Source organism: Paenalcaligenes niemegkensis (assembly GCF_022230885.1).
Taxonomy (GTDB): domain Bacteria; phylum Pseudomonadota; class Gammaproteobacteria; order Burkholderiales; family Burkholderiaceae_B; genus Paenalcaligenes; species Paenalcaligenes niemegkensis.
In genome coordinates, this window is record NZ_JAKGCT010000004.1 from 1,852,927 (window position 1) to 1,867,610 (window position 14,684).

The 14,684-nt window shown below is 51.2% G+C and carries 12 protein-coding genes, 1 tRNA gene, 2 pseudogenes and 1 riboswitch; of the genes and pseudogenes, 8 read left to right on the top strand and 7 right to left on the bottom strand.

The window, feature by feature from the left end:
* Window positions 1–3: 3 nt before the first annotated feature.
* Window positions 4–630 (bottom strand): methionine biosynthesis protein MetW, encoded by a 627-nt coding sequence (gene metW / locus L1889_RS13020; RefSeq protein ID WP_238665464.1) that lies wholly within the window; start codon window positions 628–630, stop codon window positions 4–6.
* Complete coding sequence (gene metX, locus L1889_RS13025) at window positions 627–1,865, bottom strand: homoserine O-succinyltransferase MetX (protein ID WP_238665465.1); 1,239 nt, start codon at window positions 1,863–1,865, stop codon at window positions 627–629. The genes metW and metX overlap by 4 nt, the downstream gene beginning before the upstream one ends.
* A riboswitch (SAM riboswitch) is annotated at window positions 1,855–1,933 on the bottom strand. Its footprint overlaps the gene before it by 11 nt.
* A gap of 276 nt (window positions 1,934–2,209) precedes the next feature.
* On the opposite strand from metX, the gene L1889_RS19230 reads away from it, so the two are divergent.
* Window positions 2,210–2,401 (top strand): response regulator transcription factor, encoded by a 192-nt coding sequence (locus L1889_RS19230; RefSeq protein ID WP_372871580.1) that lies wholly within the window; start codon window positions 2,210–2,212, stop codon window positions 2,399–2,401.
* Between the two features lie 11 nt (window positions 2,402–2,412).
* Here L1889_RS19230 and L1889_RS13030 read toward each other — a convergent pair whose 3' ends face one another.
* A complete protein-coding gene (locus L1889_RS13030; RefSeq protein ID WP_238665466.1) occupies window positions 2,413–2,877 on the bottom strand; it encodes a hypothetical protein in 465 nt (154 codons plus the stop codon).
* A gap of 168 nt (window positions 2,878–3,045) precedes the next feature.
* Here L1889_RS13030 and gshA point away from each other — a divergent pair.
* A pseudogene (gene gshA / locus L1889_RS13035) lies at window positions 3,046–4,604 on the top strand (glutamate--cysteine ligase).
* 98 nt (window positions 4,605–4,702) lie between these two features.
* Here the strand turns inward: gshA and L1889_RS13040 are convergent.
* On the bottom strand, window positions 4,703–5,989 hold the full coding sequence (locus L1889_RS13040; RefSeq protein ID WP_238665467.1) for a GGDEF domain-containing protein: 1,287 nt from the start codon (window positions 5,987–5,989) through the stop codon (window positions 4,703–4,705).
* A 532-nt stretch (window positions 5,990–6,521) separates the two neighbouring features.
* Between L1889_RS13040 and L1889_RS13045 the strand changes: the two genes are divergently transcribed.
* From L1889_RS13045 to L1889_RS13065, 5 genes and pseudogenes are all read left to right on the top strand, one after another.
* Window positions 6,522–7,520: a TonB-dependent receptor plug domain-containing protein gene (locus tag L1889_RS13045; protein WP_238665468.1), complete on the top strand. Its 999-nt coding sequence runs from the start codon at window positions 6,522–6,524 to the stop codon at window positions 7,518–7,520.
* 17 nt (window positions 7,521–7,537) lie between these two features.
* Complete coding sequence (locus L1889_RS13050) at window positions 7,538–8,818, top strand: TonB-dependent receptor (RefSeq protein WP_238665469.1); 1,281 nt, start codon at window positions 7,538–7,540, stop codon at window positions 8,816–8,818.
* On the top strand, window positions 8,818–9,702 hold the full coding sequence (locus tag L1889_RS13055; protein WP_238665470.1) for a ChaN family lipoprotein: 885 nt from the start codon (window positions 8,818–8,820) through the stop codon (window positions 9,700–9,702). The genes L1889_RS13050 and L1889_RS13055 overlap by 1 nt, the downstream gene beginning before the upstream one ends.
* A 5-nt stretch (window positions 9,703–9,707) precedes the next feature.
* Window positions 9,708–10,675, top strand: a pseudogene (locus L1889_RS13060) (SbmA/BacA-like family transporter); the annotation flags it as partial.
* Window positions 10,676–10,711: 36 nt separating this feature from the next.
* Entirely contained in the window at window positions 10,712–11,500 is a 789-nt protein-coding gene (locus tag L1889_RS13065) for an ATP-binding cassette domain-containing protein (protein WP_372871764.1), read from the top strand.
* Here the strand turns inward: L1889_RS13065 and L1889_RS13070 are convergent.
* Together L1889_RS13070 and L1889_RS13075 are read right to left on the bottom strand one after the other, a co-directional pair.
* Complete coding sequence (locus L1889_RS13070; RefSeq protein WP_238665471.1) at window positions 11,431–11,973, bottom strand: LysR substrate-binding domain-containing protein; 543 nt, start codon at window positions 11,971–11,973, stop codon at window positions 11,431–11,433. The genes L1889_RS13065 and L1889_RS13070 overlap by 70 nt on opposite strands.
* A 7-nt stretch (window positions 11,974–11,980) precedes the next feature.
* Window positions 11,981–12,055, bottom strand: a tRNA-Arg gene (locus L1889_RS13075).
* 241 nt (window positions 12,056–12,296) lie between these two features.
* On the opposite strand from L1889_RS13075, the gene L1889_RS13080 reads away from it, so the two are divergent.
* On the top strand, window positions 12,297–13,235 hold the full coding sequence (locus L1889_RS13080; RefSeq protein ID WP_238665472.1) for a c-type cytochrome: 939 nt from the start codon (window positions 12,297–12,299) through the stop codon (window positions 13,233–13,235).
* A gap of 107 nt (window positions 13,236–13,342) precedes the next feature.
* On the opposite strand, the gene L1889_RS13085 is transcribed toward L1889_RS13080, so the two are convergent.
* Complete coding sequence (locus L1889_RS13085; protein ID WP_238665473.1) at window positions 13,343–14,563, bottom strand: CaiB/BaiF CoA transferase family protein; 1,221 nt, start codon at window positions 14,561–14,563, stop codon at window positions 13,343–13,345.
* Window positions 14,564–14,684: the final 121 nt, after the last annotated feature.

Genomic DNA, 14,684 nt, shown 5'->3' on the forward strand with positions numbered 1-14,684 from the left:
AAATTATTGGGGATAATGAGGAGACTCGAAACGATAGACTGCCAAGGTGCTACGTAAACTGGGCAAGACCTTCACTTCAGCTTTACCGGCAAAGCCCGCACGATCGGTAATTCGCAGCCCCAATGAGCGCGCCAGATCTTCGAAGTCTTTAAAGGTACACAAATGGATGTTCGGCGTGTCATACCACTGGTAAGGCATCTCACCTGACACTGGCATACGTCCTGCCAAAATAGACAGCCCGTGCGACCAATGGCCAAAATTCGGAAAAGACACAATCCCGAAACGGGCCACACGAGCCATTTCTCGTAAAATATGCTCGGTATTGATCATGGACTGCAAGGTCTTGGACAAGACAACGGTTTCGAAATGCTGGTCGTCAAACAACGCGAGCCCTTCCTCCAGGTCTTGCTGTATGACCTGAACACCCCGACTCACGCTAGCCACCACCGCCTGAGGGTCACGCTCTACCCCCATGCCCGACACGTTCTTGGCATCGCGTAAATAAGAGAGCAGCTTCCCGTCGGCGCATCCTAGATCAAGAACGCGTGAAGCGGGCTCCACCCAAGAGGCAATACGCTCCAGATCAGGACGATGCGCCAGGGAAACATCTTTAAAAGCCTGCGGACTCATGCCAGCACTCCGGTAATACGTCGGCGGGCGCCCAGGCCCATACTTAATGCGATTTGATCGTAATAACCTTGAACCACCCCATGGTAGCGCTTATCGTCAAGCAGGAACGCATCGTGTCCGTGCGGGGCGTCGACTTCAGCGTACGTAACTGCACGACGATTCTTAAGCAACGCTTTGACTATTTCACGCGACCGCTCAGGAGAAAAACGCCAGTCAGTGGTGAAGGAAACCACTAAAAACTTGGCCTTGACATGTTCAAGCGCTTTGGCGAGGTCGCCACCGTGAGCACGAGAGGGATCAAAATAATCCAGCGTGCGGGTAATCAGCAAATAGGTATTTGCATCGAAGTAGGTTGAGAACTTCTCACCCTGATAGCGCAGGTACGACTCGACCTCAAACTCAACGTCATAGCCATATCGATAATCGCCGCCCAGCGCAGGATCGCGCTGTATACGTCCAAATTTCTCGGCCATCACTTCATCTGACAGATAAGTAATATGGCCAACCATACGGGCAACACCTAAACCACTACGTGGCACCGTATTAAATGCATAATAATCCCCCTCGTGGAACTCTGGATCAGTAATGATGGCCCGACGTGCCACTTCATTAAAGGCGATATTCTGGGCACTCAGCTTCGGCGTACTGGCAATAACCACACAGTTTTCAACGCGGTCCGGCAGGGTTATTGCCCAGCTTAAGGCCTGCATGCCGCCCAGGGACCCGCCCATTACGGCAGCGAACTTGGCGATGCCAAAATAATCGGCCAGCCTGGCTTGCGCATTGACCCAGTCTTCAACGGTCAGCATGGGAAAATCAGCCCCCCATGGCTTACCCGTTTCGCTATTGATGCTGGCAGGCCCTGTTGAACCAAAGCATGAACCAATATTATTAATACCGATCACAAAAAACCGATCAGTATCGAGTGGTTTGCCAGGACCAACCATGTTGTCCCACCAGCCAATATTCTTAGGGTTGCTTGCATCGATGCCTGCAACATGGTGCGAGGCATTCAATGCGTGACAAACCAGCACCGCGTTGCTGCGGTCATCGTTTAAAGTGCCGTAGCTTTCTACACAAAGCTCGTAACGTGGCAAGACTTGGCCACTGGATAAATGAAGGGGCTCGTCAAAAGTTATAAGTTCGGGAGTCACCACGCCCACCGACCCTTCATCGATCGTGACATTGACAGATAGTGTTGCCGTGGCAAGCGCGTCTAGAGATTTAGTACCCATAGGGACCTCTTTAGCTGGATTTATGGAGCGCCCGCAAGCGGATCAGGCAAATCGGCGCAGATTGAATTAGCTAATTAGTTTAGCACTTGAATTAGGCTTGCACATCCCATCTCGCAAGGCCGGCGCTTGTGCGCTTTGAGTCTAAGGCTAACGTTCGATTCGGCTCTCTTGGCTCGAACTGTCGCGAAGAGGGTTAATCAGTGGCTGCTAAACATGACAAAATAATGAAAATAAATAACTTTTCATCTTTTATTGATAAATAACAAAGAACATCATTATATTTAGCAATTTTTAGACATGATTAGCTACATTATCAAGCACACTTACTAACGATTGAGGTTGTGATGCTGAAGTCCCTGACACCAAGAGAGTTTGACTGCATTTACTGGGCTGCTATAGGAAAAACAAATAAGCAAATTGGTGAAATTCTAGAGATATCCCCCCATACGGTCAGCTTCCACATGGCAAATCTCTCTCGCAAGCTCAAGGTCAGCAATCGACAGGCTGCGATATTCAAAATACTGAACCAGAATTAATCTTTCCAGCGCTAAAGAGCAGGCCGTGGGTACGATAGAAACTCATGGGCGGCCTCCTCTGGAAAAGGTTGATCCAACGGCGTACTTACACTTAGTTGAAGCAGTCCGGTCCCGTACACCTGAACACGCAAGTCAGTACGTACAGCATTCTGTCTTCCCTGGCTTTGTACCGAAAAGACGTCACCTGCTGAAGGCCTGGTGGTTCGCGTATCGCCGGCTCGTTGCAAAATGCCATCAACCACATGTTCGTATACGTCGTCTATGTGCTGCTCGGGCAGTCGTGGAACCCATGTCGCCATAAATAACGTCTCTCGTACTTTGGCACTTGCCACACTATATGCAGGTGACTGTGCTCCCTGGCCCATAGGGATCTGCTCATGTAGCGGTGAAGCGGGAAAAATCTGCTCGACAGCACCCTCTGCCATTTGCACATTGCGCCAGTTGTACTCAGGCGAGCAACCAAGTAAAAACCACATTACACTTATCATTGCCAAACCTATACGCATGTCTCGCCTCTAAGATGTTGTCTTTATCCGCAGCAGCAAGTTGGCTGTCGTCATATACTTCGTTAGCATTAAGATTATCAGAGCACTAAACTAAATCACATTATCTAGCCCAATCAAAGTAAAAGTGAACCCTCAGTAATGACAACAAGCCAAAACCGTATTAGTGCTTTGCGCGACAACCTGAATTTATTAGGTTCCGTAAAACGCGGCATCGAGAAAGAAGGCCTTCGCGTCGACAGCCTCGGTCAACTCGCCGCTACAGCGCACCCAACGTCACTAGGCTCTGCTTTAACGAATAGCCATATCACCACCGATTACGCCGAGGCCTTGCTTGAACTCATCACCGCCCCTCATGATAATGTCGATAAGCTAGTTGGAGAGTTAAGTGACCTGCACAGCTTCACCGCTCGTTCTCTTGATGGCGAAGTCATCTGGAATCAGTCCATGCCTGCGCATTTGCCAGCCGAGACCGACATCCAGATAGGCTGGTATGGTTCCTCAAACACTGGCATGCTGAAGCATATTTACCGCCGCGGTCTGGCAGAGCGCTACGGAAAAAAATGCAATGTATCGCGGGCGTTCACTATAACTTTTCTTTACCGGAAGAGATCTGGCCCTTGTTGGCTATAGGCGGAAATACTGCGCAAGAGCAGCGCTCCGAGGGGTACCTGGCACTGATACGCAACTTCACCCGTTACTCGTGGTTATTAATGTATCTGTTCGGCGCTTCACCCGCAGTTTCAGGCGGTTTTTTAGATAAGCACACGCTGGCACTTGAAAAAATAGCGGACGATACCTATGCAATGCCATGGGCGACAAGCCTTCGCATGAGCGATTTAGGCTATCAGAACAAGGAAGCCCAGGCCGAGCTACAGCTTTGCTATAACGACCTCGATACACTCTTGCTACGTATGCGCCATGCGGCCATCACTTCCTGGCCTGACTACGAGCACATTGGCACGCACCGAGATGGCGAGTGGATACAGCTTAATAATCACATCCTGCAAATCGAAAACGAGTACTACTCAAACATTCGACCCAAGCGTACCGCACTCGACGGCGAACGCCCTGCCTCCGCCCTCGAAAAGCGTGGCGTGGAATACGTCGAGGTCCGCTGCATGGATATCGACCCATACTCTCCTATAGGCATCAGTTCCGAGACCTGTAGATTTCTCGACGCCTTCTTGCTTTTCTGTGCCACGGAGCCGAGTGCCTTCTTCCCTGATAACGGGTTTTGCCAAGACAGTAAATGCAATTTTTCCAAAGTGGTAACTGAAGGCCGTAAGCCAGGTTTACGCTTACGTAATCCACAGAAAGAAGAGATTGAACTGCGCACCTGGGCTTTAGACATTCTGACGCGCATGCAAGCCCAAACTCAACTTTACGATGAGTTTTACGGGCATAACCTGCACGCAGCGGCACTCGCCGCCCAAGTAGAGAAAGTAGAAAACCCAGACTTAACGCCTTCGGCCCGCTTACTGAGTGACTTAAAATCCTCGGGCTTGAGCTTTAACGAATTCACATTGCAGCAAAGCCAAAAAAGCATGATTCAGCTCAAGACCTATCCACTCAGCAAAGAACAAGAAACACGTTATTCGCAGGCTGCTACCGAGTCGATCTCAGCGCAAGCGGCTATTGAAGCTGCCGACACCATGAGCTTCGACGAATTCCTTAAAGATTTCGAAAGCATCCTGTAGGCAGACCGGCCTGTTAGCTCGCCTCTTCGGCTTCGAAGTTGCAGCTGAAATCAGTCGGGCAATAAGCAAAACTGACTTGGACATCGCAAGCTGGACGCTTACGCCTGTGACGAGGCGGGTTGTACAGGTAACGATGGCATATAGGCCACACGGTTACGCCCGCCGCTCTTTGCTACATACAGTGCTTTATCGGCTTCGGTCATCAATTCGCCTAATTTAATACCGTTGGCCTTCACGCTGTGGGACAGCCCCACACTGGTCGTGACCTTGATGCTTAAACCATCTCCCACCGTTATTTCCAGACGCTCGACACAACACCGAAGACGTTCGGCCACCGCCATCAATTCCGAAGCCGTAAGGCCACACATGATAATCGCGAACTCTTCGCCGCCCAAACGTCCAAATGCATCCGAAGTACGCAGCTGCTTGCTCATTTCGCTGGCAAACGAGAGCAGTACCGCATCACCTGCTGCATGTCCGTATTGATCGTTAACCTTTTTAAAGTAATCAATATCCAGCATGATAACGGACACTGAAGTCCCCGATTGCTGACATAGTTCAAGCTGCGTTCGCCCTTGCTTCAGGAACGCACTACGCCCAAGTACTCCGGTGAGATAGTCCAGATTGGCCACCCGTTCCAGTTGCGTTAACTTATCGTTTTTTGATGCATTTAAACTGGCTACCACCAACGTAACGAGACCAAATAGCGCGACTCCTAACCGTATAGAAGAATTGGCATCCAGGAAATCGCTTAAATCGGGAAAAGGCAAAATTTGGCTCCCCGCGAGCGATAGCTTCCCTAGCGCCACAAAGCAAATCAGGTAAGCCGTCAGGGCGACGCTGTATGACAGGGCACACCATATCAACGCTGGCATAGGGAAAACAATGGCCCCCGGCCCGCCGTCGAACCATGCCAGCCCCACAGACGCCAACAGCGCAAATAATGGTAACCACCACCGTAGTGGCCGGTCCAAGACCACAGAGAACTGCTGGATTAACTGAGGGAAGAATCGAGGCTGAGGAGTCAGAAACAACGGCAAAACAATCACATAATTAACAAGCTCTGAGGTGAACCAGACAATCCAGCTGCTGCTGAGGTCTCTGCCGTATAGCAGGTTGCTTGTCCAGCTTCCCGCCAATGCACATACCGCGGATGCCGCTGTACATATGATGAAAAAAGAAAGCACGGAAGAAGGTTCACCAAGGCGTAAATCCGTATTTCGTATGCGTTTAAAGCCATACCAGCCCACCGCTATCCCTATGATGTTCGCCGTAGCTAAAGCCAAACTAATAAATAGCGATGAACCAAATATCAAATCTGCAGAAACAAAGGCGATAAAAGCCGCAGCCCACCCGGGCACTGCAGAAAAACGCGGGAAACGCAAAAAAGCCCTAGCAGTAGCGCGTTGGCAGGCCAAAATACGGCTAGAGAGCCGAGCGGACGGGTCCAGATTCCGAACAGACAGACCGATAAAACGATAACGCCTACCACTAAAGCGTCAAGGCTAATCTCTTTGGCATGCATAGCAGGTAGGCTCCAGCAACACAGTATGAACAGACAAGCCACCCGAGAAAATGGTCACCAGATACCAAGCGACTGATTAATCTCAATATATTCAGTATATCGAGAAGCGTTTCTCTCTGCGTCGAGATAAACCATGACTGTCGGCAGTTATTAGCATCTCGATTCAGAACAAGACGCTAGACTTTAATCTCCGGTCTTTCTACAATAAACGCAATTACGAATCATTATCATTTTCAACCCAAGACACAGACCATGCAAATGATCCAGTCTGTAGACAGGTTTTTTTAACGACAATCATGTTCACCCGCACTCACTCCCTCATGCATACATCCTGTTGAATCTCATGCGTCCTTTCCATCCTTACGGCAAGACGCGTGTCATTAAGGATTTTCATGAAACCAAGGTCTTCTGCAGCAATGCCCACCTCATTGCTTTTGGCGCTGTGCAGTGCATTTGCTCATCAGGTGACGGCGCAAGGTTCCGCCCCCATCTCGCCCAGCGCCAAACGCGCCCTGCAACTCAATGCCATTACGGTTACCGCGACGCGGCAGGCTAGTCAGGTATTCGACACTCCCGGAGTGGTAAGCGTCATTGATCGCAAGCAACTCGAAGATCGGCAGGTTAGCGACACCCTGGATCTTATACGTTACCAGCCCGGCATCAGCATAAGTCGCCAGACCTCAGCCGTGGATCCTTTTGGTAATCTGGGCTCGTTCTCTATCAGAGGTGTAGGTGGAAACCGAATACAAATCCAGGTAGATGGTGCACGTGTACAAGAGCAGCTCCAGGACGGAAACCGCAGTTTTGTCGATCTCAGCACGCTGAAAGCAGTTGAAATCGTGCGCGGCCCAGGCTCAGTACTGTGGGGAGCTGATGCGTTAGGGGGTGTGGTTTCATACCAGACTCTAGACCCTTCAGATTTACTCGCCAATACGAATAAGGGGTGGGCAAGCCAAGTCAGCACTAACTTCAATAGTCTGAACAACGGTTTCACAAAATCGTTGATCTTTGCGTCTCAGCTATCACCCACCTGGCAAGGCTTGTTGATGTATAGCCATACCAAAGCTGATGAAGCCAAGCTACGTAAGGCCAGGGCGGACGGGGGTATCTGGGGCTGCCCACGCAGCGAAGACGCCATACGTTGCGACAAGTTGAATCCGCTTAGTACAGAGATCCATAGCGCCATCGGAAAGCTAGTCTGGTCACCGAACAGCGCCCATGAGCTAAAGCTAACCGCCGAGCTTTACGATGCCAACGCCCGCGTTGAGCAATTGTACGACTATGGCCGCCAAAGCTCTGGCGCCTTTAACGGCGACCATATACGCAGACAGAGCCAGGACCGCCATCGCTTCGCCATTCAGCACCGCTGGGACCTGGACACCCCTGGATAGACCAGGTTCGCTGGCAGTTGTCGTATTCGCCACAGAAGCGAAGAACGGATGCCACAAAGTATCAGCGCTCGGCGGCAGGCGTAGGAACAACTACGCAAGACATCCTCCAATGGGAAGAAGATTTCTACCAATATGATTTACAGCTAAGTTCTTCGGCTAAGTTTCTTGGTGCCGACCACCTGCTCACTTACGGTTTTCAGGGAGACACTACAAAAGCCAACTATCTGCGCACCACGAGCAGCCTTAATCACAGTACAGGGCAACAAAGCTTTAGCGAGGCCTCAGGATTTGCAAACTCAACAACCCACCGGAATGATCTTTATATACAAGATGAAATGACATGGGGCGATGGCCGCTTCATGCTAACACCCGGTGTACGCTGGGCCAATTACAAGATTAAACCCAGCGTTCGCGACTCGTATGACCCCGTTCCAGGTAAAGAACCTCGTAACCTGTCGTCTCATCGTTTTATTCCGCAGCTCGGCGCCTTGCTAAGGCTAGACGACAAACATTCAGTTTACGCAAGATACGCAGAAGGCTTCAAGATGCCAACGGCACAGCAGCTTTACTCGTCGAACGTGTACCCGACGATGGTGATTAGCCCGAACCCCGACCTGCAGCCCGAAAAGGTACGTTCTTACGAAATTGGCTTTCGTGGCCAGCACGACAACATGGCCCAGTTTGACAGCGCCAACTACTCCATAGGGCTCTTTAAAGCAGATTATAAAAACTTCATTCAGAATTTTTATAACATCCCGGGCACCAACCATTACACCTACCAGAATTTATCGCAGTTAACCATTTGGGGCGTTGAAGCCTTTGGCGAACTCGCTTTTAATCACAACTGGAGCCTCATGGGTTCACTGGCGTGGCAACACGGTGACCAGCGCGCATCTTCCGAAGCTAAAAAGCAGGCTTATGCCCATATTCCTCCACTCACGGCTGTTGCTGGCGTCAAATGGCGCAAACCCGAGCTTGGCCTGGAGACCGAGCTGATCGGCACCTTTGCCAAAGGTCCAAGCCGGGTACATAACAAGTCAGAGGTGTTTACACCAGGCGGATACAGCATCCTGGATGCCTTTGTTAACTGGTCTCCTCCTAACTTACGCAAAGGTGATGGCCAATATGTCACATTTTCATTCGCCATCAACAACCTGCTGGACAAGCGCTATTTCTCCTGGCCTATGTTCACAACCTACGCGACCAGTGCAAGCCCAGCTGTAGCCGGACAAAACCCAATCGAACTGCAGACCAGTCCAGGTCGAGTCTTCAAACTTGGTGCCACCCTGAGGTTTTAATGATGAAAGAAACAAGTTTCGACGTTCCGCATCCCCGTGCCAGCTGGCTTGATCCCGCAACAGGAGAGGCTCTGCTGCAAGCAGACCTTATGCACGAGCTTAGTCAGCAGCAAGCGGTAATGATAGGAGAGTCGCACGATATCGCCGAGATCCACCGCTGGCAACTTAGCGTTTGCACTTATCTACACCTGCTACAGCCCAATCTGGCTATAGGCTTCGAGATGTTTCCCCGACGCCTGCAGCCTGTGCTGGACAATTGGGTCGATGGAATACTCGACACCGCCAGCTTCATCGACCAAAGCGAATGGCACAAAGTATGGGGCTTCGACCCGGCTATTTATCTGCCTATCTTCCACTTCTGCCGTCAGCAGCGCATCCCCATGCTCGCCTTAAACTGTAGGCGCAGCCTGGTGACTGAAGTCGGTAAATTAGGTTGGGATGCCATTGCCGAGGCTGATCGGGATGGACTTAGTCCCGCAGCTTCTGCAACTGATTCCTATCGCCATTATTTGTATTCTCTCGTGGGAACCAGTTCCAGAATTGAAGCCACCTCTGGAACGGATGCAAAGTTTGACCGCTTTGTCCGCGCCCAGCAAACATGGGATCGCGCCTTTGCCTGCAACATTACCCATGCGCTGGAAGCAGACCCGACACGCCTGATTATCGGCATTATCGGACGTGGCCATCTGGAATATGGCTATGGCACTCCCTCTCAGCTTCAAAGTCTGGGTATCAGCAAACAGGCTGTTCTACTGCCAAACACTGAGTCCCGGCTGACCATCGTCCCCAAGCATCCAATCGGCCGTGCTGTGTTTCGCCTTGATACGCCAGAGCCGCCGGCACAGCGCGTAAAGAATGACTCTAGCGCAACAGCAGCAGCTTAGTCGGCATGCGCGAATTCTTTATTCCTTTTTTCCGGCTGCTGAAGCTTTGCCTGCAAGGCCGAGAGGGTCTCATTGGCCTGGCACAGTTTATTTTTGTATTTGTGCTGAGCCTGATGGGCCTATTTATATCGTTGCGTCTGATCCGCTGGAGCGCCGACTTTTATAACGCTTTGCAGGCCGTTGATGCTGCCGGCATTAGCTATCAAATTGGGTTATTCGTACTGCTTACTGCCGGCAGCGCAAGTCTCTATCTTATAGCCAAGTACGTACAAAATCTGCTGGAAATACGATGGCGAAAAATACTGACTGAAACCATCCTTGAGCGCTGGCTGGAGAACCATAATCATTGGCGCTTGACACTTAATACAGATAACACCACGCATATAGATAATCCTGATCAGCGTATTGCCGAGGACTGTCGCATATATGTGCAACGGATGAGCTCCGAAGTTCTGGATCTCATCATGGCTGTTATTTCAGTCGTTTCTTATTTTGTTGTGTTGTGGGGGCTATCCACCTTTGCCTTGAGTTTCAGCCTGATCGGTTTCAATATCGAAATCAATCACTACATGGTCTGGGCAGCGCCTGTGTATGTTGTTCTGGCGAGCGGATTGACCCACCTGCTTGGCGCGCCTTTAAAACGTCTGACGGTAGAGCAGCAAAAAAAGAAGCTGATTTCCGTTTTGCACTGACTCGCATAAGGGAGTCAAGCGAAGCTATCGCCTTGCAACAGGGTGAAAGCGCCGAGCGCCTGCACCTGAAGCAGCACTTCCAAGCCATTACGGCCAACTGGAAGCATCTGAACCATCGCACGCTGATACTGGGATGCTTTACACGGCCCTATATGCAAACCGTCTTGCGCATACCCGTTTTCCTCGCGCTACCAGCCTTTATTGCCGGAAGGGTTAGCCTGGGAGGCCTGATGCAATTAGCCATGGCCTTTTCGAACGTAGTCACGACCCTATCCTGGTTTATTTTCTCATATCGTGACTTAGCTGAACTCGCGGCAGTGACCCGTCGGCTGGACCAGTTACTCAACCATCTTGATGAACTGACGCCCTCTTCCACTCCGTCAGGATGCCTTGAGTCATCTGACTCTACACTTCAGATCAATGACCTGCTCATCAGCACTCCGGCTGGTAAAGAGCTGCTGAATATTCCTGCTCTGCGTATTGGTACCGGCGAAAAGGTGTGGCTTCAAGGCCCATCAGGACTAGGTAAAAGTACACTTTTAAAAGCGATCTCAGGATTATGGCCTCACTTTAACGGCGAGATAGAACGGCCTAGACTGGACGAGAGTCTCTACCTGCCCCAGCGTCCCTACTTTCCTCAAAGCGACATGTTCTCGGCGATTGTCTATCCACGTAATCCTGATGAGTTCAGGCCAGAAACCATCCGCGACTACCTTCAGGCTGTAGGTTTAGAGCGTCTGATTCCTTATACAGAACCCGGCGTTAACGCTCCTTCTACTCTCTTAAGTTCGCTCTCGGGCGGTGAGCAGCAACGCCTGGCGCTGACGCGTGTCCTGGCGCTTGAGCCCAAGTGGGTCTTTTTAGATGAAGCTACCAGTGCCTTAGATTCAGAAAGCGAAGAGCGCATCATGCATAACTTAACTCAACGCTTACCAGACACCAGTTTTGTTTTCTTTGCCCATCGAACGCCCCGAGGATTTGGACGTTATCGCAGCATCGATTTGCGGGGGCTGACACAAAAAAGCTCGCGCCAGCCTTACTTGTTGCGTCGTAGTTCCTGCTCAACAATATGGTGGATATCAAGAGCCAACTCACTACTCAGATGAAACGACGAGGACAGAATATAGTATGAAAAAGCCACCTGAGGCACCAAGGGCTTTACAACAATGCCAGTATGCAAACAGCTTTTTGCCACCAGTGGATTCACAATGCTGACTCCCATTCCTAAGCCGACCATCATACAAATTGCAGCGGCATAAGGACACTCATAGAAAATGGGTCGAAAGTCCTCACCATGGGCATTGAACACAGCATCGATATTTCGACGGGTTCCGTCCCCCAACGGCAACGCTATAAACGGATGCCCTTCAAAGTCGTCAATAGTAATTGCTCTGTCTACGGATGCAAGCGGGTGCCCTTCAGGCACTACGCATACTCCTTGCAGCGTTTCTATTTTGGTCGAACCCATACCCGGCATCTCCGTCACATACGCGGAAATGCCCAGATCGCAATAGCTTGAGGCCACCCATTGAGCCACTGCCCCCGAGTCTCCTACAGCTACCCAACGAGGCAAAGGCATGGTGATATGGCGCGCCCGACAGGAATCGAACCTGTATCTAGAGCTTCGGAGACTCTTATTCTATCCATTGAACTACGGGCGCAGAGATCGCCATTTTAACTGGTTTAAAATATTTTGCTGAACTGTTTTTAAACAATAAGGCCTGAAGAAACTACGAAGCGTCTTACAAGTCAGGCACAGTCCGCTATAATTATGCGTTGACGACATTATGAACGGCCATTTCCAACACGTAATTGCCCCATAATTAGCAGCAATACCTATTTTTGGCTTAGCCCTCTAGCCGGGTTGCAGCCTTTCTCAGTACGAATTTGCAGGATCCGACTATGAGCAATACGGAAAAACAAGTAGATCACAATAGCGACAGCCCGCAAGGTTCTATTAAATCGCCACAGCAACTGTTGTTAGCCGTGATCTTGGCCTTTCTTGTGCCTATCGCCATCATTGTGATGCTGGTGAACCTGGTTTCGGCAGGCATGAAAACCGGTGCCGGCTCTAACGCCCTGACCGAAGAAGCTATTGCCACCCGCATTCAGCCAGTAGCTAGCTTTGCGCTGGCGACTGCCGAAGGCGATGGCAATCAAACCCTCAAGACGGGCAAAGAAGTTTACGAAGCCACCTGTGCAACCTGTCATGGTACAGGCCTGGCAGGTGCACCGACGTTTGGCGATAACGCCGCTTGGGGCCCATTAATCGAAGAAGGTTTCGATGCCATGCTCAAGATAGCGATCAATGGCGTTGGCGCAATGCCGGCCAAGGGCGGCAATCCAGCGCTAGACGACATCGAAGTTGCTCGTGCCGTAGTCTATATGGCCAACGAGGCCGGAGCCTCTTTCGACGAGCCTGCCGCCCCCGAAGGCGCTGATGACGCTGCAACGGAAGAAGCTCCAGCAGCAGATGAAGCCGCTGCGGCTGCAGCGGCTGCCGCAGCCCCGGCAGAGGAAACGCCAGCAGCAGAAGCGCCCACCGAAGAAGCCGCTCCAGCCCAAGAAGCTGAAGCACCGGCTGAAACCACAGCCGCTATTGATCCTGCAGCCAAAAAGCTCTACGACACCGTCTGCTTTGCCTGCCATACAACAGGCGTTGCCGGAGCCCCTAAACTAGGCGACAAAGACGGCTGGGCTCCATATATCGCATCCGGCATGGACACCATGGTCCAAAAGGCCATACACGGTGTCGGTGCAATGCCACCACGTGGCGGGTCTCAGGCCTCTGACGACGAAATCCGGGCGGCGGTAGAGTATATGGTTCAAGAGTCCCAGTAACGCTATACGCCACACGTTAAAAAAGCTCGTGGTGCAACCGAATTACTGGTGCACCACGAGCTTTTTTATAAACCATACCATCTATCAAAATACGTTTTAAATAGCTTTTAAACTTTAAGCGCCTGAATATCAGCATCGCTCATCCCCAGCACATCTCTTAGAACCTGCTCTGTATGCTCCCCCAGCAATGGAGGCGCCATTCTGTAGCTAACAGGCGTTTCAGAAAGCCGGATGGGGTTCGCAACGAACGGAGCCACACCGGCAGTAGGATGCTCCAGCGAGATTTTCATCTCTCGGGCTTGTACTTGCGGATTCTCGTACACCTGATCAAGACTGTTTATAGGTCCCGCAGGAACGCCCGCATCTTCCAGCTCAGCAAGCCAGGTATCACGCGAGCGCTGTAGCATAATCTCGGTAAGTAGCGGAATGAGGGATGCTCGATTAATTACCCGCTGAGAGTTGCTGCGATAGCGCTCATCCATTGCCAGTGCGGGCATACCCAATACACGACAATAATTCTTAAATTGCCCGTCGTTGCCTACGGCCACGATCAAATGGCCGTCACTGGCAGCAAACACTTGGTAGGGCACAAGATTTTGATGGGCATTCCCTGCTCTGGAGGGCGCAGCCCCCGAGGCCAGGTAATTCATGTTCTGATTGGCCAGCATCGCGACCTGGCAATCAAGCAAAGACATATCTATATGCTGTCCCAGGCCGGAGCGATGTCGCTCGTTAAGCGCAGCCAAAATGCCCACTGTGGCATACATTCCCGTCATCAAATCCGCCACGGCCACGCCCGCTTTCTGTGGTCCGCCACCAGGCAGGCCGTCTCGTTCGCCGGTGATACTCATTAAGCCGCCCATGGCCTGAATCATGAAATCATAACCAGGCCTTGAGGCATAGGGGCCGGTCTGGCCGAAACCTGTGACAGAGCAGTAAATAAGTGCAGGATTAGCGGCTTTAAGAGAGGCATAATCCAGCCCATACTTGGCAAGCCCTCCAACCTTGAAGTTCTCAACGAGAATATCCGACTCCTGTGCCAGCTTTCGGATAACACTGGCCCCTTCGGGGGTAGCCATATCTACAGTGACTGAGAATTTGTTTCTATTAGCTGACGCGTAATAGGCGGCTTCTGTGGTGTCGTTACCCTGCTGATCGCGTAAATAGGGAGGTCCCCATCCGCGGGTATCGTCGCCCGCACCAGGACGCTCGATTTTGATCACCTCAGCCCCTAAATCGGCCAAGTTTTGAGTACACCAGGGCCCGGCTAAAACGCGGGTAAGATCCAAAACACGAATACCATCTAACGGAGCTGTACGTTGTGACATAGCGGGATTAACAATAATAGGCAAAAAGGATATTCTGCACTACGTTAGCATCGGGGAGCATGATTCACGAGTGCGATATCTCACCAGTTGATCTCTACAACGCTTTTAACGCACGCGGCCC